This window comes from Micromonospora sp. NPDC049204, assembly GCF_040647935.1.
Classification (GTDB): domain Bacteria; phylum Actinomycetota; class Actinomycetes; order Mycobacteriales; family Micromonosporaceae; genus Micromonospora.
Genome location: NZ_JBEZDC010000012.1, coordinates 120,594 through 142,695 on the forward strand (window position 1 = coordinate 120,594; position 22,102 = coordinate 142,695).

At 73.2% G+C, this 22,102-nt stretch carries 19 protein-coding genes; 13 read left to right on the forward strand and 6 right to left on the reverse strand.

All coding sequences use genetic code 11. The features are described from left to right. The first annotated feature begins 20 nt into the window (after window positions 1–20). The 5 genes from AB0A90_RS22680 (at window position 21) to AB0A90_RS22700 (ending at window position 7,133) form a co-directional block, all read left to right on the forward strand. On the forward strand, window positions 21–2,717 hold the full coding sequence (locus AB0A90_RS22680) for a hypothetical protein (RefSeq protein WP_357251199.1): 2,697 nt from the start codon (window positions 21–23) through the stop codon (window positions 2,715–2,717). Between the two features lie 98 nt (window positions 2,718–2,815). Further along, window positions 2,816–5,428 carry an FtsK/SpoIIIE domain-containing protein gene (locus AB0A90_RS22685; protein WP_357251202.1) on the forward strand — a complete coding sequence of 871 codons (2,613 nt, stop codon included), beginning with the start codon at window positions 2,816–2,818 and terminating at the stop codon, window positions 5,426–5,428. Window positions 5,429–5,430: 2 nt separating this feature from the next. Next, window positions 5,431–6,345, forward strand: a complete 915-nt coding sequence (locus AB0A90_RS22690; RefSeq protein WP_357251205.1) for a hypothetical protein — start codon at window positions 5,431–5,433, stop codon at window positions 6,343–6,345. A gap of 108 nt (window positions 6,346–6,453) precedes the next feature. Continuing rightward, window positions 6,454–6,681: a winged helix-turn-helix domain-containing protein gene (locus AB0A90_RS22695; protein ID WP_357251437.1), complete on the forward strand. Its 228-nt coding sequence runs from the start codon at window positions 6,454–6,456 to the stop codon at window positions 6,679–6,681. A gap of 164 nt (window positions 6,682–6,845) precedes the next feature. Further along, window positions 6,846–7,133, forward strand: a complete 288-nt coding sequence (locus AB0A90_RS22700) for a DUF6244 family protein (RefSeq protein ID WP_231394634.1) — start codon at window positions 6,846–6,848, stop codon at window positions 7,131–7,133. Window positions 7,134–7,300: 167 nt separating this feature from the next. On the opposite strand, the gene AB0A90_RS22705 is transcribed toward AB0A90_RS22700, so the two are convergent. Continuing rightward, complete coding sequence (locus AB0A90_RS22705) at window positions 7,301–7,747, reverse strand: nitroreductase family deazaflavin-dependent oxidoreductase (RefSeq protein WP_357251207.1); 447 nt, start codon at window positions 7,745–7,747, stop codon at window positions 7,301–7,303. 109 nt (window positions 7,748–7,856) lie between these two features. Next, window positions 7,857–8,675: a type I methionyl aminopeptidase gene (gene map / locus AB0A90_RS22710; protein ID WP_357251209.1), complete on the reverse strand. Its 819-nt coding sequence runs from the start codon at window positions 8,673–8,675 to the stop codon at window positions 7,857–7,859. 100 nt (window positions 8,676–8,775) lie between these two features. On the opposite strand from map, the gene AB0A90_RS22715 reads away from it, so the two are divergent. Further along, entirely contained in the window at window positions 8,776–9,042 is a 267-nt protein-coding gene (locus AB0A90_RS22715) for a helix-turn-helix transcriptional regulator (RefSeq protein WP_357251211.1), read from the forward strand. A 58-nt stretch (window positions 9,043–9,100) separates the two neighbouring features. On the opposite strand, the gene AB0A90_RS22720 is transcribed toward AB0A90_RS22715, so the two are convergent. Both AB0A90_RS22720 and AB0A90_RS22725 read right to left on the reverse strand, forming a co-directional pair. Beyond that, window positions 9,101–10,087, reverse strand: coding sequence for an SEC-C domain-containing protein (locus tag AB0A90_RS22720; protein WP_357251214.1), 987 nt, complete (start codon window positions 10,085–10,087; stop codon window positions 9,101–9,103). Window positions 10,088–10,192: 105 nt separating this feature from the next. After that, a complete protein-coding gene (locus AB0A90_RS22725) occupies window positions 10,193–11,659 on the reverse strand; it encodes an MFS transporter (RefSeq protein WP_357251216.1) in 1,467 nt (488 codons plus the stop codon). A 208-nt stretch (window positions 11,660–11,867) separates the two neighbouring features. Here AB0A90_RS22725 and AB0A90_RS22730 point away from each other — a divergent pair, with 208 nt between their 5' ends. Further along, window positions 11,868–12,443, forward strand: coding sequence for a helix-turn-helix domain-containing protein (locus tag AB0A90_RS22730; protein ID WP_357251219.1), 576 nt, complete (start codon window positions 11,868–11,870; stop codon window positions 12,441–12,443). 7 nt (window positions 12,444–12,450) lie between these two features. On the opposite strand, the gene AB0A90_RS22735 is transcribed toward AB0A90_RS22730, so the two are convergent. Continuing rightward, window positions 12,451–13,809 (reverse strand): pentapeptide repeat-containing protein, encoded by a 1,359-nt coding sequence (locus AB0A90_RS22735; RefSeq protein ID WP_357251222.1) that lies wholly within the window; start codon window positions 13,807–13,809, stop codon window positions 12,451–12,453. 162 nt (window positions 13,810–13,971) lie between these two features. Between AB0A90_RS22735 and AB0A90_RS22740 the strand changes: the two genes are divergently transcribed. After that, complete coding sequence (locus AB0A90_RS22740; protein WP_357251225.1) at window positions 13,972–16,179, forward strand: M48 family metalloprotease; 2,208 nt, start codon at window positions 13,972–13,974, stop codon at window positions 16,177–16,179. A 12-nt stretch (window positions 16,180–16,191) separates the two neighbouring features. Further along, window positions 16,192–16,584, forward strand: a complete 393-nt coding sequence (locus tag AB0A90_RS22745) for a hypothetical protein (protein WP_357251228.1) — start codon at window positions 16,192–16,194, stop codon at window positions 16,582–16,584. A gap of 25 nt (window positions 16,585–16,609) precedes the next feature. Here AB0A90_RS22745 and AB0A90_RS22750 read toward each other — a convergent pair whose 3' ends face one another. Continuing rightward, window positions 16,610–17,482 (reverse strand): aldo/keto reductase, encoded by an 873-nt coding sequence (locus tag AB0A90_RS22750; RefSeq protein ID WP_357251230.1) that lies wholly within the window; start codon window positions 17,480–17,482, stop codon window positions 16,610–16,612. Between the two features lie 172 nt (window positions 17,483–17,654). Here AB0A90_RS22750 and AB0A90_RS22755 point away from each other — a divergent pair, with 172 nt between their 5' ends. From AB0A90_RS22755 to AB0A90_RS22770, 4 genes are all read left to right on the forward strand, one after another. Further along, on the forward strand, window positions 17,655–18,020 hold the full coding sequence (locus AB0A90_RS22755) for a YciI family protein (RefSeq protein ID WP_088949307.1): 366 nt from the start codon (window positions 17,655–17,657) through the stop codon (window positions 18,018–18,020). A 133-nt stretch (window positions 18,021–18,153) separates the two neighbouring features. Further along, entirely contained in the window at window positions 18,154–19,530 is a 1,377-nt protein-coding gene (locus AB0A90_RS22760) for an FAD-binding oxidoreductase (RefSeq protein WP_357251234.1), read from the forward strand. A 205-nt stretch (window positions 19,531–19,735) separates the two neighbouring features. Beyond that, on the forward strand, window positions 19,736–21,184 hold the full coding sequence (gene pyk / locus AB0A90_RS22765; RefSeq protein WP_357251236.1) for a pyruvate kinase: 1,449 nt from the start codon (window positions 19,736–19,738) through the stop codon (window positions 21,182–21,184). After that, window positions 21,181–22,065 carry an acyl-CoA thioesterase II gene (locus AB0A90_RS22770; protein WP_357251239.1) on the forward strand — a complete coding sequence of 295 codons (885 nt, stop codon included), beginning with the start codon at window positions 21,181–21,183 and terminating at the stop codon, window positions 22,063–22,065. Before pyk ends, AB0A90_RS22770 begins: the two co-directional genes overlap by 4 nt. Window positions 22,066–22,102 lie beyond the last annotated feature (37 nt).

Here is a 22,102-nt window from a genome sequence, read left to right on the forward strand (position 1 = left end):
GTGTGGATCGGAGGTGACGCGTGCCGCGGTCCGAGGTGCCCAAGCGGGAGTTGATCGGCCAGCGACAGTCGCCCGGAGGTCGGGACCGGCTGCCGGCCGGTGGGCTGGAATTCTTCGCGCTGCTCGCACGGCTGCTGCGGCGACCCCGCCGCGGTGACCGGAGACTGCCACTGCTCTGGCTGGTCCGTTCCGACACCTCGGATCTGATGGTGCCGCTGCGCCGATTCCTCGGTCAGGGGCCCCGGCGGCGGGTGCCGCACGCCGTGCTGGACGCCGACGCGCCGCCGGGCGCCGGGGACGTGCCGGCGCTGCTGCGCGAACTGCACCGACAGCTCTCCCTGGAGGCGTTCGGCGCCGCCCGGCTGCGCTTCCGGCACTACCCGCTCGCGGACTGGCTGATGCACCAGAGCCTCAGCTTCGGCGTCGACGCCGACGACAGCAGGGCGGCCCTGGTACGCCGGCTGCGGGATCGCCGGGGCACGCGTACCCCCGAGGCGCTGCCCTCCGGTGGTGACGCGGTCAGCATCGTCTCGCAGGTGCTGCTCTGGCTGGTCCGCCGCGCCGTGCCGAGCGTGGTCTTCCGGGCCGCCGTCTCCGGCCGGGTGCCGGTCATCGGGCGGCACTACAACTGGTTCATGCGCCAGCAGTACCTGGCGCCCCGGCAGTCGGTCACGTTCCTCGGCTTCGCCGAACGCCTCACCGCCGGGTGGCGCGACGGCGAGCAACCCGACCAGGTCAACAAACTGCTGCTGCACGCGTTCCTGGAGGACCTGCGGCAGGCGTACCGGCGTCGGCCGTGGCGTCCGTCGGACTGGCGGCGCACCGCGTACCCGGCGCTGCTGCTCGACCACGCCGCCCCCGGCAACGTCGGCGGCGAACTGGTCCGCCTGATCGGCGACGTCCGCACCGAAACGGGCCGCAACGACCCGCTGCTCATCGTCGTGTCCGGCGGGCAACCACCGCCGGAACTGCCCGAGCCGCACCCGCTGACCGAGGCCGACGAGGCGTACGACGAGTGGGCTGAGGCGCTGCCGGAGATGCGGCGGCTGCGCCGCCCGGCCGCCTGGCTGGTGGCGTTGCGCCCCGACGACTCCGACACCGGCCCGCCGTCGCGTGGCGGCATGCGACCGTTCTCCGCGCCCGACCCGCCCTGGTGGTCGCGGCGCTTCCTGCCGGCGGCGCTGTGCCTGGTGCTGGTGGCGGCGCTCGGTGTGTGGGCGGGCAGCCGGTGGGCGCCGGGGTGTCACCCGTCGCTGACCGGCGGTCGGGTCTCGGTCGAGGTGGTCGCCAGCGGCGAGTGTGTCGGCTACAGCGACAGCGCCGCGCAGGTGTTCAACGACGACCCCGGTCAGGAGGGTCTGCGAAAGATCCAGCGGCGCATCTTCGCGCAGAACCGCGCCGCCGAGGAGGTCTGGCAGCGCAGCGACCGACGCCGGCCCTTCCTGACCCTGGTCTACCTGGGCACGCTCACCGGCAATCGGACTCGCGCCGACGAGGAGTCGTACGTCTCCGAACGGGAGGAACTGGAGGGGATGGCGACCGCCCAGTACGCGTTGCTGAAGGAGTCGGCCGGCGCCGACGGTGCCGCGCTGCTGCGGATCGTCGTGGCCAACGGCGGCCGGCAGATGATCTACGCAGACCGGGCCGTGTCGATGCTGGCCGAGCTGGCCTCGGACGACCCCACGGTGGTCGGGGTGGTCGGCCTGGTGGAGAGCCGGACGAGCACCGCCCGAGCGCTGCGCGAGCTGAACAAGGTCGGGCTGCCGGTGCTGGCACCCACGCTCTCCGCCGACCGGATGGACGCCAACTCCCGCCTCTACCTGCAGATCTCCGCGTCCAACACCGATCAGGTGGAGATGGTCGACGCCTACGCCCAGCAGGTGCTCAAGGTCGACGAGGCGCACGTCTACTACACGACGTTGGAGGGCAGCACGCTCACCGAGGACCTCTACGTGGGCACCCTCGTCGACGGGCTGCGGCAGCGGTTCGGCGCCCGGATGACCCGGCTCGACGAGTGGCGCACCGGTGAGCGGCTGGTCGACGAGTGCGGCTACCCCGGGCTGCTCTTCTACGCGGGCCGCTGGTCGGAGTTCGACGGTTTCCTGCGGGCGCTGCGCGAGTGCGGCGGCAACCCGCCCCGGCACCTCGTCGCCGACGACTCGGTCAACCGCTACATGGCCAACCCGGGGCTGCGCGCCGCGGCCCCCGGCAACCTGCCGGTTACGTACGTCTCCAAGGCATCCCTGGCCACCTGCGCCGCGCTGCGGGTCGCCGAGGAGCGCCGCGACGACGCCCGAGCCAGTTTCCTGTCCTGGATCCAGGCCGACGACCTGCTGGATCCGCCGCGCTGCCGGCCGGACTCCGGGCACCAGGTCGGCGAGCGGGTCAGCCTCGCCTACGACGCGGCGATGATGATGATCCGGGCGGTGGAGAGCCTCGCCGCCCGGCTGCACCACGCCGACCCGCGACAACGGTGGGAGCCGACGTCGGTCAACCCGGTCGCCGTGCACGCGGAGGTGCTCCGGCAGAACGCTGGCCAGGGCTACCGGGGGGTGGCCGGGCTGATCCGGTTCACGCCCGAGTCGGGCGAGCCGGTCGACAAACGGCTGGCCCTGCTCCGGGTCGAGCAGGTGCCGCAGGTGGCGACCGCGCCGGTGGAGGTGTTCCGCTGCGGGCTGGCCGACGCGCCCGACCCCGTGCCGTGCGGCCCTGCCTGACGGGTCCGGCGGGACACGTCCTCGCAGGACTGTCCGGGTGCCACCGCCGTCCGTTAGGGTTCCTGGGACCAGACGGCCGTCGGCGTTGGGGGCAGAGGGTGGGCAGGCTCGCGTCGGCGTACGGGCAGGCGATCAACTCCCACCGGGCGGCCCGAGCGCACCTCGACGCCGCCCGGAACGCGCTCGGCACCGCACCGGCTACCGTCGCCCCGGCCGGCGTCGACGCGCTGGTCGCCCGCCTCGCCCGCCTCGGCGGCGCCCTGGCCACCCCCGCACCGGGCGTCACCCCGCTGATGGACGAACCGACCGCGGTACGGATCGGCGAGGCGTCCACCTCGGACGGCGGGTTTCCGGTGCTGGTCCCACTGGGCGGCGGCCACCATTTGGCCCTGGACACCGACGCCCGGGACCCGCGGGTCGCCGGGCTGCTGCGGGCGCTGGTGCTACGGCTGGTCGCCACCGCGCCGCCCGGTCAGGTCCGCGTCGCCGGGATCGACACCGCCGCGCTCGGCGCGACCTTCGGCCCGCTGCGACCACTGCTCGACGCCGGGGTGCTCGACCCGCCGGCCACCGCCGAGGCCGAGGTGGCCGCGCTGCTGGACGCCGCCGAGCGGCACGCCCGCGCCGCGCAGCACGCCCAGTCCGCCGCCCGGCACCTGCTGGTGGTGGTGGCCACCGCCGCGCCGCCGCCGCGCGAGCTGGCCCGGCTCGCCGCGCTCACCCATGCCGGCCCGGCCGCCGCCGTGTGCGTGCTGCTCGCCGGCCACCCGTCCCGGCTGCCCGGCGAGACCCCGACGCCGCTGGGCGGCACCACCGCGGTCCGGCTCGACCAGGGGTACGCCTACGTCGGCGACCCGCCCGGCACCCCGTTCAGCGCCGACGGCTCCGGTCTCGCCGCTCCCGTACTGCTCGACGGTGACCCGCCCGCCGCGTCGGTACGCGCGCTCGCCGAACACCTGGCCGCCGCCGCCCGCCGCTCCGACGCGTTGCCCTTCACCGACCTGCTGCCCGAGCGGCGCTGGGTCGAGTCCGCAGGCAACGGCCTGCGCACGGTGATCGGCCGGGCCGGCGGCGCCGCGCTGACGTTGGCCTTCGACGACGCCACCCCGCACTGGCTGGTCGGTGGTCGCACCGGCGCCGGCAAGACCGTCTTCCTGCTCGACGTCCTCTACGGACTGGCGGCCCGCTACTCCCCGGCCGAGTTGCAGCTCTACCTGCTCGACTTCAAGGAGGGCGTGAGCTTCACCGAGTTCGTGCCCACCAGCCGAGACCCGTCCTGGCTGCCGCACGCCCGTGCCGTCGGCATCGAATCCGACCGCGAGTACGGTCTCGCCGTCCTGCGCGAGCTGCGCCGGGAGGCGCAACGGCGGGCCACCGCGCTGAAGCGGCACGGCGTCACCAAACTCGCCGACCTGCCCCGGGACAATCCGCTGCCGCGCATCGTGGCGGTCATCGACGAGTTCCACGTGTTGCTCGCCGGCAACGACACGCTGGCCCGGGACTCCGTGGACCTGCTGGAGGAGTTGGCCCGCAAGGGCCGCTCGTACGGCATCCACCTGGTGCTCGCCAGCCAGAGCATGACCGGCATCGAGGCCCTCTACGGGCGGGCCGAGGCGATCTTCGGGCAGTTCGCGTTGCGGGTGGCGCTACCCGGCGGTGGCGGCGTGCTCGACCAGCTCAACACCGCAGCCGCGGCCCTGCCGATCGGCTCTGCCGTCATCAACACCGCCGCCGGGGCGGTCGGCGCCGACACGGTGCTGCGTTTCCCCGACGCGCACGCCGCGGCGGCGGACCTGGCCGCGCTGCGCCACGACCTGTGGCAGGCCCGGCCGGCGGGCTCGCGGGCACCTGCGGTCTTCCGGGGGTACGAGGCCGCGCGGGTCGAGGACGACCCCACGTTCGCCGGGTTGCGTCCCGGTGGCCGGCGTCCGATGGCCCTGGTCGGCCGGACCGTCGACGTGCACGGCACCACCGCGCTGTTCCTGATGGACGCCACCCCCGGCCGGCACCTCGCCGTGGTGGGCACCGCACCGGCCGGCGCGGACGTGCTGCGCGCCGCGACACTCAGCCTGGCCCGCCAGCACAACCCCGGCGATGTCCGGTTCCAGCTGGCCTCCCTGGTCAGCTCCGCCGCCGGTGTCGCCGACGACACCGAGACGCTGCTGCGGTCCGCCGGGCACCCGGTGCAGCGCCTCGACGCGGCCGGACTGCGCGACCGGATCGCCGCGCTGGCCGCCGAGCCCGCCGGTCGGGAGTACCTGGTGGTGTTCGGGATGGACGCCGCCGCGCCGGTCCTCGGGGCCACCGACCCGGGCACGTTCCGCTCCGGCCTGGACGACCTGCGCACAGTCCTGCGCCAGGGACCCGGGCAGGGTGTGCACCTGCTCGGTTGGTGGCGGGGGCTGCGCCGGCTCGCCGACGACCTCGGCGGCACCCAGAACCGCGACGACGTCGCCTGCCTGGTGGCGCTCAACGTGCCCGGGAGCGAGCTGGCCCTGCACCTCGGGACCCACGACCTGGCCTACACACCCCGCGCCGACCGGGCGCTGCTGATCGACCGGCACGACCAGCGCACCCGGCTGATCGTCCCGTTCGCCGGCGAGGGGGACGAGCCGGACTTCGCCGGCCGGGCGGACGAGCCGGACTTCGCCGGCCGGGCGGACGAGCCGGACTTCGCCGGCCGGGCGGACGAGCCGGACGGGGAGCGGTGACCGTGTCCTTCGAGGAGTACGCGGCGCTGGCCCGACAGCTCGCCGAGCAGCACCGAGCCGGGGAGCAGCACGCCGCCGCCGAGTCCGCGCGCCGCCGTGACCTGCACGCCGCCGTCGACTACCTGCACCAGCGGCTGACCGCCCAGGGGCAGCGCCTCGACCAACTCGGCCAGGCGATCGGCGTCGACCAGCCGGCCGCCGGACCCGCCCCGGGTCGTCCGAGCGAGACCGCCGCCTGGCCCGGCCCGCCGCCCAGCTCCGGCCCCGCCGCCGGCTCCGTCCCCGGCCCCGCTGCGGGGTTCGGTCCTGGCTCGGCCGTCGGGTCCGACCCGTTAACCGCGGCCGGAACCGGGGACGGGGCATCCGACGGCGCAGCCGGCGCGCCGGGGCGGGCGGGTGTTGGGGCGTACCCCCAGGTGCCGGCGGGGGAGGCGCGGCTGGCGTTGCCGACGGCGGCGAGCCCGACGGGCGCCGGGGTGCCGGCGCAGCGGGCGGCGGCGGTCGACCCGGTGGTGGAGCTGGAGTTGGCCCGGCGGATGGCCGACGAGGCCGACCGGCACGGGCAGCAGGCGGAGTTGTTGGCCCAGCGGCCGGCGCTGCTGCCGACGTGGTCGCCGCTGGCGCGGGCGGTCGCCGTCTACGTCGGGTGCGCGGCCGTCGCCGGGGTGGTCATGCTGGCCCTGGTGCTGGCCTCCGGGGTCGGGATGGTCGACGGGTTCACCCTCGGTGCGTGGACCTGCGCGGGGTTGCCGGCGGTGGCGTTCTTCGGCGGCTACCTGGTGCTGGGCCGTTGGGGGCGGCCCGCCATGGTCGCCGGCACCCCGCCGCGCTATCTGCCGCTCGGGTTCCTGATCTGTTTCCTGCTGGTGCCGATGGCCTACTGCGCCTACCTGCTGCTGGTCCGCGGCCTGCGCTGACCCCGACGCGTCCCCTGCGCAGGGTCCTTGCATGATCCACTCGAGATCACTGAAACCGGGTCATCGAGGCCGCTCGGATACCCCGATCTCAATGACTTCGTGACGATCATGGAGGGCTGCGGACGCGGCATACGCAGGTGTTGTGCTTACTGCCACATCCGGGGCCAAATCGAGTCAGGGGAGCTTGCGCCGGGGGACCAGTTGCCCTCTACGGTGCAGCTCAAGGCTCAGCACGGTGTTTCGACGACCGTGGTTCGGCAAGCCATCCTCGTCCTTCAGGCCCAGGGCTGGGTGCAGGGTGTTCACGGGCTCGGGGTGTTCGTCGCCGAGCGCTGAACCCGTGGACGCCATGCGATCTTGGAAGGAAAGTGCCCTTGGAGGGGCCGAATCCTTCCAAGATCTACCGTAGTGGGGTCCCTGATGCGCGATCAGGCGGTCGCGCTGGGTGCGCGGATCTCGTACGCTCCCTTGTGGTCTCCGCCGGTGCGGTGGTGGAGGCGATGGTCGATCACGGGGAGGTGCGCGTGAGCGCAGCACAGATCATCGCGAGGTTGGCGGCGGCGTCGCAGAAGCTGGACGAGGCGAAGGCCAAGACCGCAGCGGCAGCACAGGACGCAGCCGAGGCACGAGCACTCGTCGCCGGAGCGCTGGAAGGCGTTGCCGCTGGTCCACTGGTCGGGATGATCGACTCGTATCGTCAGGCGCTTGCGCAGGCGTCTCAGGGCGGCGACCCAGCCAAGCAGCATGTGCAGGAGACGATCGCCAAGGTCCGAGCGCTGGGAAACTGACCACGGGTGGTGGCAGCACAACCCGCCGTTCGCCCGTACGACCTGCGGTTCCACCGCCGGAGCCGCCTGTCCTGGAGCACGGCGCCTCGGTGCTGACCAGCGAGGTCAAGGCGTACGGCGACGGCGGTGACCTTCCGGTCATCCGCTTCCCTGGCTAGAGCGCCCGGTTAGGGCGCCCGCTCGATCACGACGACGGGGATCTCGCGGTCGGTGCCCTTCTGGTAGCGGGCGTACGTCGGGAAGACCTTCGTCATGACGGGCCAGAGCCGAGCCCGCTCCTCGCCCGTCGCCGTCCGCGCCCGCCCGGTAAATCGTTCCGCGCCGACCTGCACTTCGACCGTCGGGTCGGCGCTCAGGTTCAGATACCAGGCCGGGTGCGTGCTGGCACCTCCGTTGGACGCCACCAGCAGGTGGTTGTCGCCGTCGCGGCCGTACATCAATGCGGTGCGGCGCAGTTTGCCCGTGCGGCGTCCGCGCGTGGTGAGCAGCAGCGACGGTACGCCGTAGAAGGTGTCGCCGTCCGCGCCGTCGGTCTGCACGTAGCGCCGGATGTGCTCGGCGACCCACCCGACCGGGCTGTCCTCGATCGTCTCGTGCTGCTCCGGTGCCGTCACGGCATCGTCTCCTTCGTCGGGCCGGCTCGGAGGTGGGCCGGCTGGGAGGTGCGCCGGCCGGTTCGGAGGTGGGGCCGGTTCGGAGGCGGGCTGGTCGGAGGTGCGCCGCTCAGGACGTCGCGGTGGACTGTCCACTGCGGTCGGCCGGCCGGGTGCCCTGCCCGGGGCGGGTGGTCAGCACCTGGGGGCCGGCCTCGGTGATCGCGACGGTGTGCTCGGAGTGGGCCGTGCGTGAGCCGTCCGCGGACCGGATCGTCCACCCGTCCTCGTCAAACTTGATCTTGTCGGTGCCGCGGCAGAACCACGGCTCGATCGCGATCGTCAGACCGGGCTTGAGCGTCATGCCCCGGCCGGGGCGGCCCTTGTTGGCGACGTGCGGGGCCTCGTGCATGGTACGGCCGATGCCGTGCCCGCCGAACTCGTTGTTGACCTGGTAGCCGTAGCGGTGGGCGACCTCGCCGATGGCGGCGGAGATGTCACCGAGTTGGTTGCCCGGCTGTGCGGCGTCGATCGCGGCGGCAAGCGCGACCTCGGTGGCCTCGATCAGCTTGAGGTCCGCCGGGCTGGGGGTGCCGACGATGACGGACAGCGCGGAGTCGGCGACCCAGCCGTCGATCCCGACCGCCATGTCGATGCTCAGCAGGTCACCGTCGCGCAGCACGTAGTCGTGCGGCAGGCCGTGCAGCACGGCGTCGTTGACCGAGAGGCACAGGACGTTGCGGAACGGGCCGCGGCCGAACGACGGCGCGTAGTCCCAGTAGCACGACTCGGCGCCCCGCTCCTTGATCCGACGGCGGGCGTGGCGCTCGAGGTCCATCAGGTTGACCCCGACGGCGGCGACCTCCCGCAGCTCCGCCAGCAACTCGCCGACGAACTGGCCGGTCACGGCCATCCGTTGGATTTCCTCGGGGGACTTAAGCTCGATCACGACCAACCCTCCCTGTCCGTAGCGGTATATTTATACCACGCCTCGGCGCGTCCGCCCGGATGGCGTTGCTGGTCCGCGACGGCAGATCTATCCTGCTCACATGGTTCGCCCACCGCTCACCCCCGCGCAGATCGCCGCGGGTCAACGTCTCGGTGCGGCGCTTCGGGTCGCGCGAGGTGGCCGTCCCCTCGTCGAGGTGGCCCTGGCGGCCGGCATCTCGCCGGAGACGCTCCGCAAGATCGAGGTGGGTCGGCTCCCGGCGCCCGCGTTCGGCACGGTGGTCTGCCTCAGTGAGGTCCTCGGCGTCCAGCTCAGCGACCTGGCCGAGGTGTGGCTGGCCGACCTGCGCCTCCGCGAAGCGTCCTGAGGGCCGGCCGCGCGAGCACGACACCCACCGGCCAGCCGCGCGAGCGGCAAGCACACCGTCAGCCGCGCGAGCGCGGCAGGCAGCACTTCTTGTACTTGGTGCCCGATCCGCACCAGCACGCGTCGTTGCGGCCGGGCGGCCAGGCCCGTAGGTCGGGGCCGGTGAGCGAGTCGGCGTACTCGTCCTGGGTTTCCTCGTCGGTGGGGTCGCTGCCCTCGCTGTCGGCGAAGGCCGCCAGGTCGGCGACCGTGCCGACGGCCACACCCAGGTCCGCGCCGCCCATCGCGGACGCGTCGACGAGGGCGCGTTCGATCTGGGCGCGGTGCTCGTCCCACGTGGCGGGGTAGCTGTCGGCGAGGGTGGGCCAGCGCAACAGCAGCGCGGTGAACTCGGTCTGCGGCCAGAACAGCAGCGTCGCCGGGCCGTCGTCGAGGGCGTCGAGCGCGTGGTCGCTCGCGGCGCGCAGGCGGTCGGCGAGGTTGTCGTACTCGTCGTGCGGTAGGCCCTGTTCTTCGCGCAGGTCGTGGCGCTGCTGGGCCAGGCCGTAGATCATGGCGGCGGCCTCGTCCTGGGCGTCCTCGGATGCGTGCTGCTGGGTCCGGGTCCGTTCCAGGATGGCGTCCAGCGCCCCGGTGAGCCATTCCAGCGCCGTGTCGCTGTGGCCGGACTCGGCCAGCTCGTCGATCAGATACATGGAGTCGGGGTCGGTTTCCAGCAGCGGACGCAGGGCGGTCAGTTCGGCCATGCCCTCGTCGGTACGCCCGAGGCGCAGCAGCAGGCCGCCGCGCACCCCTCGCGCGTACGCGTTGTCGTCCGGCTGTTCGGCGACGGCGCGGGTGGCCAGCGCCAGCGCGTCGGCCAGGTCGCCGGCCTGCTCCAGGATGTCCACGGCGACCAGCAGGGCGTACCCGGTGTCGTCCGGGTCCGCGACGCGCCCCTCGTCGACGGCGCCCACCAGTTCGGCGACGAGCGCGGCCGGGTCCGGGCTCTCGAAGCCCAGGTTGCCGATCTCGTTGATGCGGTCGGCGGTCAGCAACTCGGACATGGGCGCATCCTGAAAGACGACGGGCGGTGGGTGGGGGAGCGGCCAGCGTACTCCGGAACATGGCGCGGCCCGGGCGGCGAACCGCCCGGGCCGTGTCACGAACGGTCAGCGGGTCGCGGGCATGGTGGCGAACTCGCCGGCTAGCTCCGACTCGACGATCGTCGCGGTGGACGGCCGGCGACCGGCCGACGCCCGCCGGGCGGACGGGACGGCGAGGGCCGCGAGCGCGGCGGCCAGGGCGATGGCCGTGAGGACGAGAAACCCGGTCGTGAAGCCGGCCTCCCGGGGCAGGCCGTTGGCCTGCGGGTGCGCGGTGATCACGCCGCTGACCACGGCGGCGCCGATCGCGCCTCCGATGGTGCGGATGTTGGCGTTCATACCGGTCGCCACGCCGGTCTGGCTGGCCGGCACACTGCCGACGATCAGGTTGGCCATCGACGCGAAGGCCAGACCGATGCCGAGGCCGACCAGGCCGCCGGCGATGGCGACCTCCCAGCGGGTGTCGTGCGCGGCGGCGAGCATCGCCGAGGCGGCCACGTTGAACGCGGCACCGGTGGCGAGCTGCGCCTTGGCGCTGAAGACGGACTGGAGTCGGCCGGCGACGAGGCCGGCGACGAACATCGCGACGAGCATCGGCAGCATGAGCAGACCGGCCTGGCTGATGCTCGCCCCGAAGCCGTAACCGGCGGCGGTGGGGGTCTGCACGAACTGCGGCAGGAACGCGTAGACGGAGAACATCGACGCGCCGTAGAGCAGGGCGACCAGGTTGGTGGTCCAGACTCCGGGCAGACGCATCATCCGCATGTCGATCAGCGGGTTCTTCGAGCGCAGTTCGGCGACCAGCCAGCCGACCAGCAGCACCACGGCGAGCGCCAGCAGACCGAGCACCCGGGTGGAGGTCCAGCCCCAGGTCGCGCCCTGGCTGATCGGCAGCAGCAGCGCCACCAGCCAGCCGGAGAGCAGCAGGGTGGCGCGCCAGTCGATGCGCCCGGGGGTCCGGACCGGCGACTCGGGGACGAACAGGTGTGCGGCCACGGCGGTCAGCCCGACCACGACCATCGGGATCCAGAACAGCCAGCGGTAGTCCAGCGTGGTGACGATCGGGCCGGCCAGCACGATGCCCAGGCCACCGCCGACGGCGACGATCGCCGAGATGGAGGCCACGGCCGTGGAGACCCGGGCGGCCGGAAACTCGTCGCGGATGATCCCGAACGACAGCGGGAAGACCGCTCCGCCGATGCCCTGCACGACCCGGGCGAGGATGAGCACGCCGATGTTCGGCGCGATGGCGGCCAGGAGGCAGCCGAGCGCGAGCGCGGCGAGCAAGACGACGAGCATCCGCTCCTTGCCGACCATGTCGCCGACCCGTCCGAGGATCGGCGTGAAGATCGACGCGGAGAGCAGGTAGGCGGTCAGGACCCAGGTCACGGTGTTCTGGGAGGTGTGCAGATCCTGCTGGATGGTCGGTAGCACCGGGGTGATCAGCGACTGGAGCATCGCGAAGAACCCGGCACCGGCCGCGAGCACGGTGAAGGTGAGCCGGCGCGAGCTGCGCCGGGAGGTTGCTGCCACGAGAGAAAACTCCCTGAGTACGTACTGAGGCCCGTCATCTGCGACGGGCAGGGCTGTCGGGTCCGGGCGATCGGGTGGCCAGGCGGCGATCGGGCGGACCCCGAGGTAAGCTAACCGGAGGCAGGCCTCCGGGGTTTCCGGAGGGGTGCCTCCACTAAGCTAGCGGAGGGTTGCCTCCGGATGCAACCAGGGTGAGGTGACGCACGTCATGACCAGCGCGGGGCAGGCGCCCGAGGTCTTCGCCCAGCGGCCCAAGCGGGCCGATGCACGGCGTAACTACGACGCCCTGATCGCGGCGGCGCGCGAGGCGTTCGCCGAGCACGGCGCTGCTGCCTCCCTGGAGGACGTGGCCCGGCGGGCCGGGGTGGGCATCGGCACGCTCTACCGCAACTTCCCCAGCCGACGCCACCTCTTCGAGGCCGTCTACGTCGAGGAGGTCCGGGCGCTGAGCCGCTCGGCCGAGGACCTCGGCGAGCTGCCCCCGTGGGACGCGCTCGTCGCCTGGCTGCACCGGTTCGTCGCGTACGTCGCCACCAAGCGGGCGCTCGCCGAGCAGCTGCTGCACGACTCGGAGATCTTCACCAGCTGCCGGACGGAGATCTACGCCGCCGGCGAGCCGCTGATGCGCCGCGCCCAGGATGCCGGCGTGGTCCGTGCCGACGTCGGCTTCGACGACGTGGTGCGTCTGATCAGCGGCCTCACCATGGCCCAGTTCCCGTCACCCGAGCAGCGCGACCGGGTGCTCGGCGTGGCCCTGGACGGGCTGCGCGCCACCGGGCGCTGACCCGACGTCAGCGGTCGACCAGCAGCAGCCACTCGTCGTCGAGCCGTTCCACCACCGTGCCCGTCGGCCAGCGGTGACCCGGGTCGACAACCGCCCTGGCCTGATCGACCTGCGGGGGCCGGCTGAACTCCGCGTCGCGGAAGCTGGTCATGCGGTGGAACCGGGACCGGCCGAAGTTCGCGGCGTCGGTGAAGCGGGCCCGGTCGAACAACGCCTCCGCGCCGAACACCGTCCAGCGGAACAACGCCATGCCCCGGAAGCGGACGGAGTGGAAGGTGGCCGACCGGCCGAACTCGGTGTGCTCCATCGACAGGGCAGCGTCGAAGACGGCCTCCTGAAAGGTGGCGGCGTCCTCGAAACGGGTCGCGTCGAAGCTGGTCGGCTGACCGAAGACCGTCCGGCGGAATGAGGTCAGGTCGGCGAAGGTGGACCGCCGACAGGACAGGCCACCGGTGAAGGCGGCCCCGTCGAAGCTGGCCACACCGCCGACGCGAGCGCCGTCCAGCAGGACCTCACCATCGGCCGCGAGCCCGTCGAAGGCCACGTCGCCGAAGGTCGCCGCCCCGAGCTGGAGACGCCCCCGGGCCGTCGCGCCCGCGAAGGTGGTCGTGCCGGTGAACGTCGCCGCCGTGAAGGTCGCGTCGACGAGCGTGCAGCCAGTGGCGTCGAAGTCGACGAGCGCGGCGCCGGTCAGGTCCAGCACCACCTCCGGCCAGTGGGCCGCGTCGTCCGCGCGCAGGTGCCGGGTGAGCACGCTCTGCGCGGTGCGCCGGACCTCCGTCTCGCGCGGCTCGCCGTCCGGCGCCGGCATCCGCAGGTACGCGCAGAGCACCGCCGTGATCGTCGGGCGCTGCCCCGGGTTGTCCTGACCGAGGCGCTCCAGCGCGTGCAGGCCGCCGAGGCGTACCGCCGCGCTGTCGTTGCCGAGCAGCTCGACGGCCCGGGTGTAGAGCTCGGTCAGCCGGCGCTCGGCCGCGTCGTGTTCGGCCGCACCGGAGTGCCGGTCCTGCTGGCGTTGCGCCGCCTCGGCCACCGACTCGGCGTGCGCCTGCACCCGGTCCCGGTGTGCCTGGTCGCGGGCGGCGACGCTCTCCTGGTGCCGTTGCGCGCGTTCGGCGATCCACTGGCGACGGGCGGCCAGCAGCAGGGCCAACCCTCCGCCGGTGCCGGCGACCACGGTCAGGCCGGTGCGGATCGCGTCGATGCGCAGCGTGGCGCGGGTGTCCGGCTGGCCGGCCCGGTCGGCCTCGGCGAGCAGCAGGTCGAGCACCAGCCAGCCCAGGGCGGCGGCGACCAGCAGACCGACCAGCACGAGCCACCACGGCATCACCCGTAACTGGCGCTCGGGAGGTTCGTCGGCGACCACGGCCACAGCATGCCATTCGCGCTCACCACCCGGGGGTGCGCGACGGTGAATGTCGGGTGGGCGACGTTCCTGGGAAAGGGGGTGCCGCACATCAGAGGTGCTCGATAGCCTGCTGCCGCTGTCCAGTTGGGACAGACGTGGCGTCCCAGAGGAGCAGCGCGCATGACCGAGCCGCACAGCGTGCCCCCGGAGGGCACCCCGCCGACCGTGCCGCAGCTCGACGTCCGGGCGGCCGAGCCACCGACCGCGGCCGCCCCACCACCCACCGGCGGGTTCGCCGACCGGCCGCCCGGCTATCCGAGTGCGCTGGTCTGGCTGCGCGCCGGGATCCTGCGGGACTGGCGGGGCGTGCTCGGCGCGTTCGTCGCCACCTGGTTCTACCTACCGCTCGCGCTGCTCCTGGCGTTCTGGAGCGGCCTCACCTTCGCCGTCACCGGGCTCTTCGTCGGCGGGTTGGGCGCCGATGACCAGGTGCCCCAGGTGCTGCGCGACGCCCCGCTGATCGGCTCCCTGCTGGAGGCGTTCCTGACCCGCTCCGGCGGGGTGCTCGGCGGCGTGACCGGCTTCGTCGCCGGGTTCCTGATCGGCTTCCTCGCCGTGCTCGTGGCGCCCTGGCTGGGTGCCGAAGACGGGGCGTTCACGGTGGTCACCGGTCTGGTCGGCACGGTGGCCGCGGCGGCGCTGATCGGGGTGCTCTACACCCTCTACCGGGTGCTGCTGGAACCGCGTCTGCTGGTGGTCTCCGGCGCCCGCCAGCCCAGCCGCCGGGAGTACGCGCGGCTGAGCCCCGTGCTGGGCGAGTGCGCCCGGCGGCTCGGCCTGCACAGCGTGCCCCGGCTGCTGATGGAGGACGACCCGGTCCTGAGCAACGCCCGCACGTACGCGCGGCACGTGGTGATCACCACCGCGGTGCTGACCGAGCCGGACGAGGAGGTCGCCGCGCTGTTCAGCCACGAGTTGGTGCACTGGCGCACCGGCGACGAGATCACCAGCGCCTTCGTCCGCGGTGTCGGCCTGCCGCTGACCCTCGCACACGCCCTGCCGACCTGGCTGATGCGGACGTTCCCGCACCCGGGCACCAACTTCGTGGTCTTCCTGTTCTTCTGGCCGGTGCTGCTCACCATGCGCTACGTGGTGCTGCCGCTGCACGCCCGCGACGTGCGGGCGGCCGAGTACCGGGCCGACCTCGGCACCGTGCTCACCGGGCACGTCGACGGGATGCGGCGCGTCCTGGAGCGGCGACTGTCCTTCGAGACCGGCCGCAGCGGCTGGGACGAGGCGGTCTGCGCCACCCACCCCCCGCACGAGCTGCGGCTCGACGCGCTGGAGCGGGCGTCGGCGCCCGCGGTGGCCGCCGCCGCGGACGAACCCGTCACCGTCGAGCGGCTGTTCGGCCACTCCGGCCCGGTGGGCACCCGCCGCACCTGGCTGCTGGTCGGCGCCCTCGTGCTGGCGGCCTGCGTCGGCACCGGCGGGCTCGGCGTGGTGCAGTGGGCGTTCTTCCGGCCGCAGGCGACTGTCGACGGATACTTCGCCGCGCTCGCCGACCGGGACAGCGACGCGGCGCTCGGCTTCCGGAGCGACGGAAGTGGCGTCACCGACCGCAAGCTGCTCGCCCAACTGGTGCGCGGCAAGGGTTATCGACCACCGACCGACGTCGAGATCACCAAGATGGACCGGGACGGCGACAGCGCCACCGCCACCGTGGCGTACCGGTTGGCCGGGGGGCGGCGCACCACCGAGGTCGCCCTGCGCCGCGACGACGAGGCCACCCTCGGGTTCTTCCACGGTTGGCAGGTGAGCGGTGGGCTGACCCCGCTCGACACCCCGATCGCCGGCCCCGGGGTGCAGCTCAACGGGGTGGCGCTGCCGGGCGCCGCCGAGGGTCCCGCACTGGTGCTGCTGCCCGGTGAGTACACCGCGACCGGCCCGGCCACCGCGCTCGGTGAGACGCCGAGCGAGATCGTGGCGGTCGCCCCGGGGCAGAGCACGGCGGCCCTCCAACTGGCCCCGGTGCTCAAGCCGACGGCCGGCGAGGCCGTCGAGGCCCAGGTACGCGCCTGGTTGGACGAGTGCGCCACGCAGACGGTCGCCGCGCCGCCGGGCTGCCCGTTCCGCTACTACCGCGGGTCCGCGCAGAAGGTCACCTGGAAGATCCTGGAGTACCCGAAGATCGCCGTCGAACTGACCGGCCCGGCCAGCGCACAGGTCCTCACCCCGAGCGAGAGCCAGGGCCGGGTGCAGGCCAGCGGCACCACCACCTCGTACCTCGGCACCAACACCCCGTTCACGGACGAGGACGAGTTCACCGTGGCGGGCGTCGCCACCGCCGACGGGGACACCATCGCCTTCCGCCCCGCCACCAACTGACCGGGAGAGACCGTGACCGACAGCGACACCGCCGCGCGACAACCCGTCCGGTTGACCATCAGCCCGCGGCACCGGCAGCCACCGCCGGTCGCCCTGCTCGACTGGATCCAGCGCAACCCGCAGTACCGGCCGGTGGTCCGCCAGGCCGGCGGCGGCGGGGGACGGCCGGGCTTCACCGACGCGGTGATCATCGCGGTGCTGGCGCAGGGGCTGCTCCCAGGCCTGTTCAACCTGTTGCAGTCCTGGGTCGACCAGCAGCGCACCGAGGCCAGCGTCCGGATCCAGGCCGGCGACACCGAGGTGGAACTACAGGTGAGTGGACGCACCGATTCGGCTCACCTGCTGGCCCAGGCGACCGAGGCGCTGCGGGCCGCCCGGGAGCCCGGCCCGGACGCCGCCGACTGACACCGGCGGCGTCCGCACCGGCGGGTCAGCTCGCCTTGGCCAACGACTCGAACTCGTCGTCGGTGAGCCGTACGTCGGCCGCGCCCACGTTCTCCTCGAGGTGCGCCACCGAGGACGTACCGGGGATCGGCAGCATCACCGGCGAGCGGCGCAGCAGCCAGGCCAGCGCGAGCTGCGCGGGCGACGCGCCGTGGGCGGTGGAGATGGCGTCCAGCGGGCCGCCCGGGCGGGCCAGCTCACCGGTGGCGATCGGGAACCACGGGATGAACGCGAGGTCGTTGCGCTCGCAGTACTCCAGCACGTCCTCGGCGCTGCGGTTGGCGAGGTTGTACAGGTTCTGCACGGAGGCGATCGTGGTGATCGCGCGTGCTTGCTCGATCTGCGCCACGCTCACCTCGGACAGCCCGATGTGTCGGATCTTGCCCTCCTGCTGCAACAGCGCCAACTCGCCCAGTTGATCGGCGAGCGGTACCTTCGGGTCAATCCGGTGCAACTGGTAGAGCGGGATCGAGTCCAGGCCGAGGTGGCGCAGGCTCAGCTCACACTGCTGGCGCAGATACTCCGGGCGGCCCACCGGACGCCAGTCGCCCGGGCCGGAGCGCGTCAGCCCGGCCTTGGTCGCGATGACCAGGTCGTCGGCGTACGGGTGCAGAGCCTCGCGGATCAACAGCTCCGAGACGAACGGCCCGTACGAGTCGGCGGTGTCGATGAACGTCACGCCCAGCTCGACGGCTCGGCGCAGGACCCGGACCGCCTCCGCCGGCTCCTTCGGGTCGCCCCAGACACCGGGGCCGGTGATCTGCATCGCCCCGTAACCGAGCCGGTTGACGGTGACGTCTCCGCCGATCCGGTACGTGCCGGACGCCTTCGCGGGCTGCTCACTGATGTTTGTCGCCATGGGTAGATCATCCCCCGCACGTCGACAGGCATGCCGCCCGTTGGCCGACTGTGTGCGTGGACACGCCGTGTGCGGTCGAGGCGGATTGCCGGCAAGCGCCCGGTACGACCGTGATGTCCGTGCGACGCTGGCGGGGCCCGTGCCGTTCGGCGCGGCGGCGGAGGGAGCACCCATGGCGGGAGTGCCGCAGGTCAACTTCGCGCTCGACACGTACGAGTGCATCGTGATCTATCCCGGCGCGGCCGGACGGGTCCTGCCCGCCGAGACCGTGCAGCGGTTGCAGGCCGAGCACGCCGAGCACATGCAGGCGCTCCAGCGAAGCGGCATCATCCTGGTAGCCGGTTCGGTGGACGGGCCGGCCCGCGAGCCGGAGCCACCGATCGGCTTCGGTCTGGCCCGCACCGGCAGCGTCGACGACGTCCGCAGCGTGCTGGAGGCCGACCCGGCGGTGCAGGCCGGGCTCTACCGGGTGGACGTGCTGACCTTCCTCTGCCCGGCCGGTTCACTGGAGTTTCCGCTGGTCAAGACGGAAAGCTGACTGGTCGGTCAATCGGTGGCTGTCGTGATGGCGACGGCGCTCGACGGCCTGCCGGTGTTACGGTCGCGCCCAGCGAGGGCCGCCGCCGGGGCGCACCCGGAAGCCATGGGTCGGCCCCGGTCGAGGAGTCGCCATGATCTCCGCCGCCACCCCCGATGTCGCGAGGGCCACCACCCGGCTGCGCGCCCTGTTCGGCGACCGCCTGTACGAGCCGGGTGATCCCGCGTACGCCACCACCACGACGCTCTGGAACGGCGCGGTCCAGCGCACACCCGTGCTGGTGGCGCACTGCCAGGACGCCGACGAGGTGGCCCACGCGGTCCGCATCGCCGCCCGCTGTCACCTGCCCCTGTCGGTCCGCTCCGGCGGGCACGACTGGGCCGGCCGGGCGCTGCGCGACGGCGGCCTGGTGCTCGACCTGACCGGTCTGCGCGCCGTCCAGGTCGACCCGGACGCGGCCACGGTGACCATCGGCGGTGGTGCCACGACGGCCGAGCTGCTCGCCGCCGCCCGCCCGTACGACCTGGTGGTGCCCACCGGCGTCGTCCGCGACGTGGGCATGGCCGGGCTCACCCTCGCCGGCGGGTACGGCCCGCTCTGTGGTCGGTTCGGTCTGACCCTGGACAACCTGCTCGGCGCGGAGGTGGTCCTCGCCGACGGTCGCCGGGTCACCGCCGACCCCCGGCACGACGCCGAGCTGTACTGGGCGCTGCGCGGCGGCGGTGGGAACGTCGGCGTGGTCACCGAGCTGCGTTTCCGCGCGCACCGGCTGCCCGGCGTGCTGGCCGGCATGATCATGTTTCCGCTGGCCGAGGCGCCGGCCGTGCTGCGCGGTTACGGCGCGCTCGTCGCCGAGGCCCCGGACGAGCTGACCGTGATGACCGGCTTCCTGCCCGGCCCGGCCGGCGAACCGGTGATCTTCGTCTGCCCGTTCTACAGCGGCCCGGACCTGGACGCCGGGCTGCCGTGGATGGATCGGCTGCGCGCTCTGGGCACCCCACTCGTCGACCAGATCGCCCCGATGCCGTACGCGGAAGCGCTGCGGATGTTCGACGGCGGCATGGTCGACGGCAACCACTACCTGTTGCGGACCCGCTGGCTGCCCGCACTCACCGACAGCGCGGCGGACGTGCTCGTCGACGCGGCCCGGCAGGTCAGCTCCCCGTTCTCGGCGCTGGCCGTGCACCACTTCCACGGCGCGGCCACCCGGGTCCGGCTCGCCGACACGGCGTTCGGCCTGCGCGGCGACCACCTGCTGACCGAGATCATCGCGGTCTGGCCGCCCGGCGAGCAGGCCGGGCCGCACCGCGAGTGGGCCGAGCGCACCTCGGCGGCGCTCGCCCCGCACGCCCTGCCCGGTGGATATCCCAACCTGCTCGCCCCGGAGGAGACCGACCGGGTCCGGCTCGCCTACGGCGCGAACTGGGCGCGGCTGCGCCGGGCCAAGCGCCGCTACGACCCGCGTGAGCTGCTCACCGCGGTGCCCACCCTGCCCCCGTCGGGGCACTGATGACGGGCCGTCGCCGGGAGCACCCCCACAGCGCATGGCACCGGAGGCGTACGATTCCCCGCGCGCGGTCGCCGTTGCCCGTCGCCACAACGTTCCCGGTGCGGTTCCGCCCGCCGGCCCGACGCGCGCCGCGCGTCGTTGGACACCTGTTCCGCTGCCTGCAATGGGTCGGCCCCGCGTCCGACCTGAAGGAGAGACTAGCCTGATGGGCGTGACACGCCGTGTGAAGATCGTCTGCACCCTTGGTCCCGCCACCTCGTCCCCGGAGCGCATCCGGGGTCTCGTCGAGGCCGGCATGAACGTGGCGAGGCTCAACTTCAGCCACGGCAGTCACGCCGACCACGAGGCGGTCTATCGACTGGTCCGGGAGGCGTCCGAGGCGGCAGGTAAGCCGGTTGCCGTCCTCGCCGACCTCCAGGGCCCCAAGATCCGGCTCGGTCGGTTCGCCGACGGCCCGCACGAGTGGCGTACCGGCGACTCGGTCGTGATCACCGGTGACGACATCCTCGGCACCAAGGAGCGGGTCTCCTGCACCTACACCAAGCTGCCGCACGAGGTGAAGCCCGGTGACCGCCTGCTGATCGACGACGGCCGCGTCGCCGTCGAGGTCACCGACGTCACCGGCAACGACATCCGCTGCCTGGTCACCGAGGGCGGCCCGGTCTCCAACAACAAGGGCGTCTCGCTGCCCAACGTGGCGGTCAGCGTGCCCGCCATGTCGGACAAGGACGCCGAGGACCTGCGCTTCTCCCTGGGCCTGGGCGTCGACCTGGTCGCGCTGTCCTTCGTCCGCTCGGCCGAGGACATCAAGCTCGTCCACAACATCATGGCCGAGGAGGGCGTGTACCGCCCGGTGCTGGCCAAGGTCGAGAAGCCGGAGGCGGTGGAGCACCTCGAGGCCATCGTGCTGGCCTTCGACGGCGTGATGGTCGCCCGCGGTGACCTCGGCGTCGAGATGCCGTTGGACCAGGTCCCCCTGGTGCAGAAGCGTGCCGTGCAGCTGTGCCGGGAGAACGCCAAGCCGGTCATCGTGGCCACCCAGATGCTCGACTCCATGATCGAGAATTCCCGCCCCACCCGGGCGGAGGCCTCCGACGTCGCCAACGCGGTGCTCGACGGCGCGGACGCGGTCATGCTCTCCGGCGAGACCAGCGTCGGCAAGTACCCGGTGCTGACCGTCAGCACCATGGCCAAGATCGTGACGACCACCGAGGCCGGCTCGATCGGCGTGCCCCGGCTGCAGCACGACCCGCGTACCCACGGTGGCGCGCTCACCGTCGCCGCCTCGTCGATCGCCCGCGCGATCAACGCCAAGGCCCTGGTCGCCTTCTCGCAGACCGGTGACACCGTCCGACGGCTGTCCCGCCTGCACTGCGACCTGCCGCTGCTGGCGTTCACGCCGGTCCCCGAGGTGCGCGACCAGCTCGCCCTCACCTGGGGCGTGGAGACGTTCCTGATGCCGTTCGTGCAGCACACCGACGACATGTTCCGCCAGGTCGACCAGGCGCTGCTCGGCCTCGACCGGGCCAACCCCGGCGACTACGTGGTCATCGTGGCGGGCAGCCCGCCCGGCACCCCCGGCTCGACCAACACGCTGCGCGTACACCAGCTCGGCTCGCTGGTCGACGCGGCGTCGGCGCGGGCGCTGCAGTGAGCGACGGTCGGGTCGCGGTCGGCCAGGCGGCGGTCGACCAGCTGCTGGAAGTGCTGGACCTCGACCCGACCGGCGACATGGCCTTCCGGGGGATGAGCCCCCCGGTCGGCCCACAACGGGTGTACGGCGGCCAGGTCGCCGGTCAGGCCCTGGTCGCCGCCGGCCGCACCGTCGACCCGGAGCGGTTCGTGCACTCGCTGCACGGCTACTTCGTCCGCCCCGGCGACCCGGCCGAGCCGATCGCGTACCAGGTGGAGAACATCCGCGACGGCCGGTCCTTCTCGGTCCGCCGCGCGGTCGCCCTGCAGCACGACAAGCCGATCTTCTTCATGTCGGCGTCGTTCCAGCGGGCCGAGGAGGGCCTGGACCACCAGGTCACGGCCCCCCTGGACGTGCCGCCGCCGCAGGACGTGCCGACGATGTCCGACCGGCTCTCCCGCTACCCGGAGCGGCTGGGCATGTGGGGTCAGATCCCGCGACCGATCGACGTGCGCTATGTCGGCGAGCCCGGTTGGGTCCGTCCCGGCGACCGGCCGGCCGACCCGCACCAGCGCGTCTGGATGCGCATCGACGGCAAACTGCCCGACGACCCGCTGCTGCACGCCTGCGCGCTCACCTACGCCTCGGACCTCACCCTGCTGGACTCGGTGCTCTCCGCACACGGTGAGGTGTGGGGGCCGGGCGGGCTGGTCGGCGCGAGCCTGGACCACGCGCTCTGGTTCCACCGGCCGTTCCGCGCCGACGAGTGGTTCCTCTACGACTGTCTGAGTCCGTCGGCGTCCGGCGCGCGGGGGCTGGCCACCGGGCGGATGTTCACCACGGACGGCCAGCAGATCGCCAGTGCCGTCCAGGAGGGCCTGCTGCGCCGCGTGGGCGCCTGACACCGTCGGTGGCGTCCCCGGCAGACCCCGGGCGGCG

Excerpts from the sequence above, each read along its gene's own strand:
- AB0A90_RS22720 (WP_357251214.1), bottom strand. The coding sequence starts at position 10,087 with ATGTCCGAGTTGCTGACCGCCGACCGCATCAACGAGATCGGCAACCTG.
- AB0A90_RS22715 (WP_357251211.1), top strand. The coding sequence starts at position 8,776 with ATGGTTCGCCCACCGCTCACCCCCGCGCAGATCGCCGCGGGTCAACGT.
- AB0A90_RS22740 (WP_357251225.1), top strand. The coding sequence starts at position 13,972 with ATGACCGAGCCGCACAGCGTGCCCCCGGAGGGCACCCCGCCGACCGTG.
- AB0A90_RS22700 (WP_231394634.1), top strand. The coding sequence starts at position 6,846 with ATGGTCGATCACGGGGAGGTGCGCGTGAGCGCAGCACAGATCATCGCG.
- AB0A90_RS22730 (WP_357251219.1), top strand. The coding sequence starts at position 11,868 with ATGACCAGCGCGGGGCAGGCGCCCGAGGTCTTCGCCCAGCGGCCCAAG.
- AB0A90_RS22760 (WP_357251234.1), top strand. The coding sequence starts at position 18,154 with ATGATCTCCGCCGCCACCCCCGATGTCGCGAGGGCCACCACCCGGCTG.
- AB0A90_RS22755 (WP_088949307.1), top strand. The coding sequence starts at position 17,655 with ATGGCGGGAGTGCCGCAGGTCAACTTCGCGCTCGACACGTACGAGTGC.
- AB0A90_RS22750 (WP_357251230.1), bottom strand. The coding sequence starts at position 17,482 with ATGGCGACAAACATCAGTGAGCAGCCCGCGAAGGCGTCCGGCACGTAC.
- AB0A90_RS22695 (WP_357251437.1), top strand. The coding sequence starts at position 6,454 with ATGGAGGGCTGCGGACGCGGCATACGCAGGTGTTGTGCTTACTGCCAC.
- pyk (WP_357251236.1), top strand. The coding sequence starts at position 19,736 with ATGGGCGTGACACGCCGTGTGAAGATCGTCTGCACCCTTGGTCCCGCC.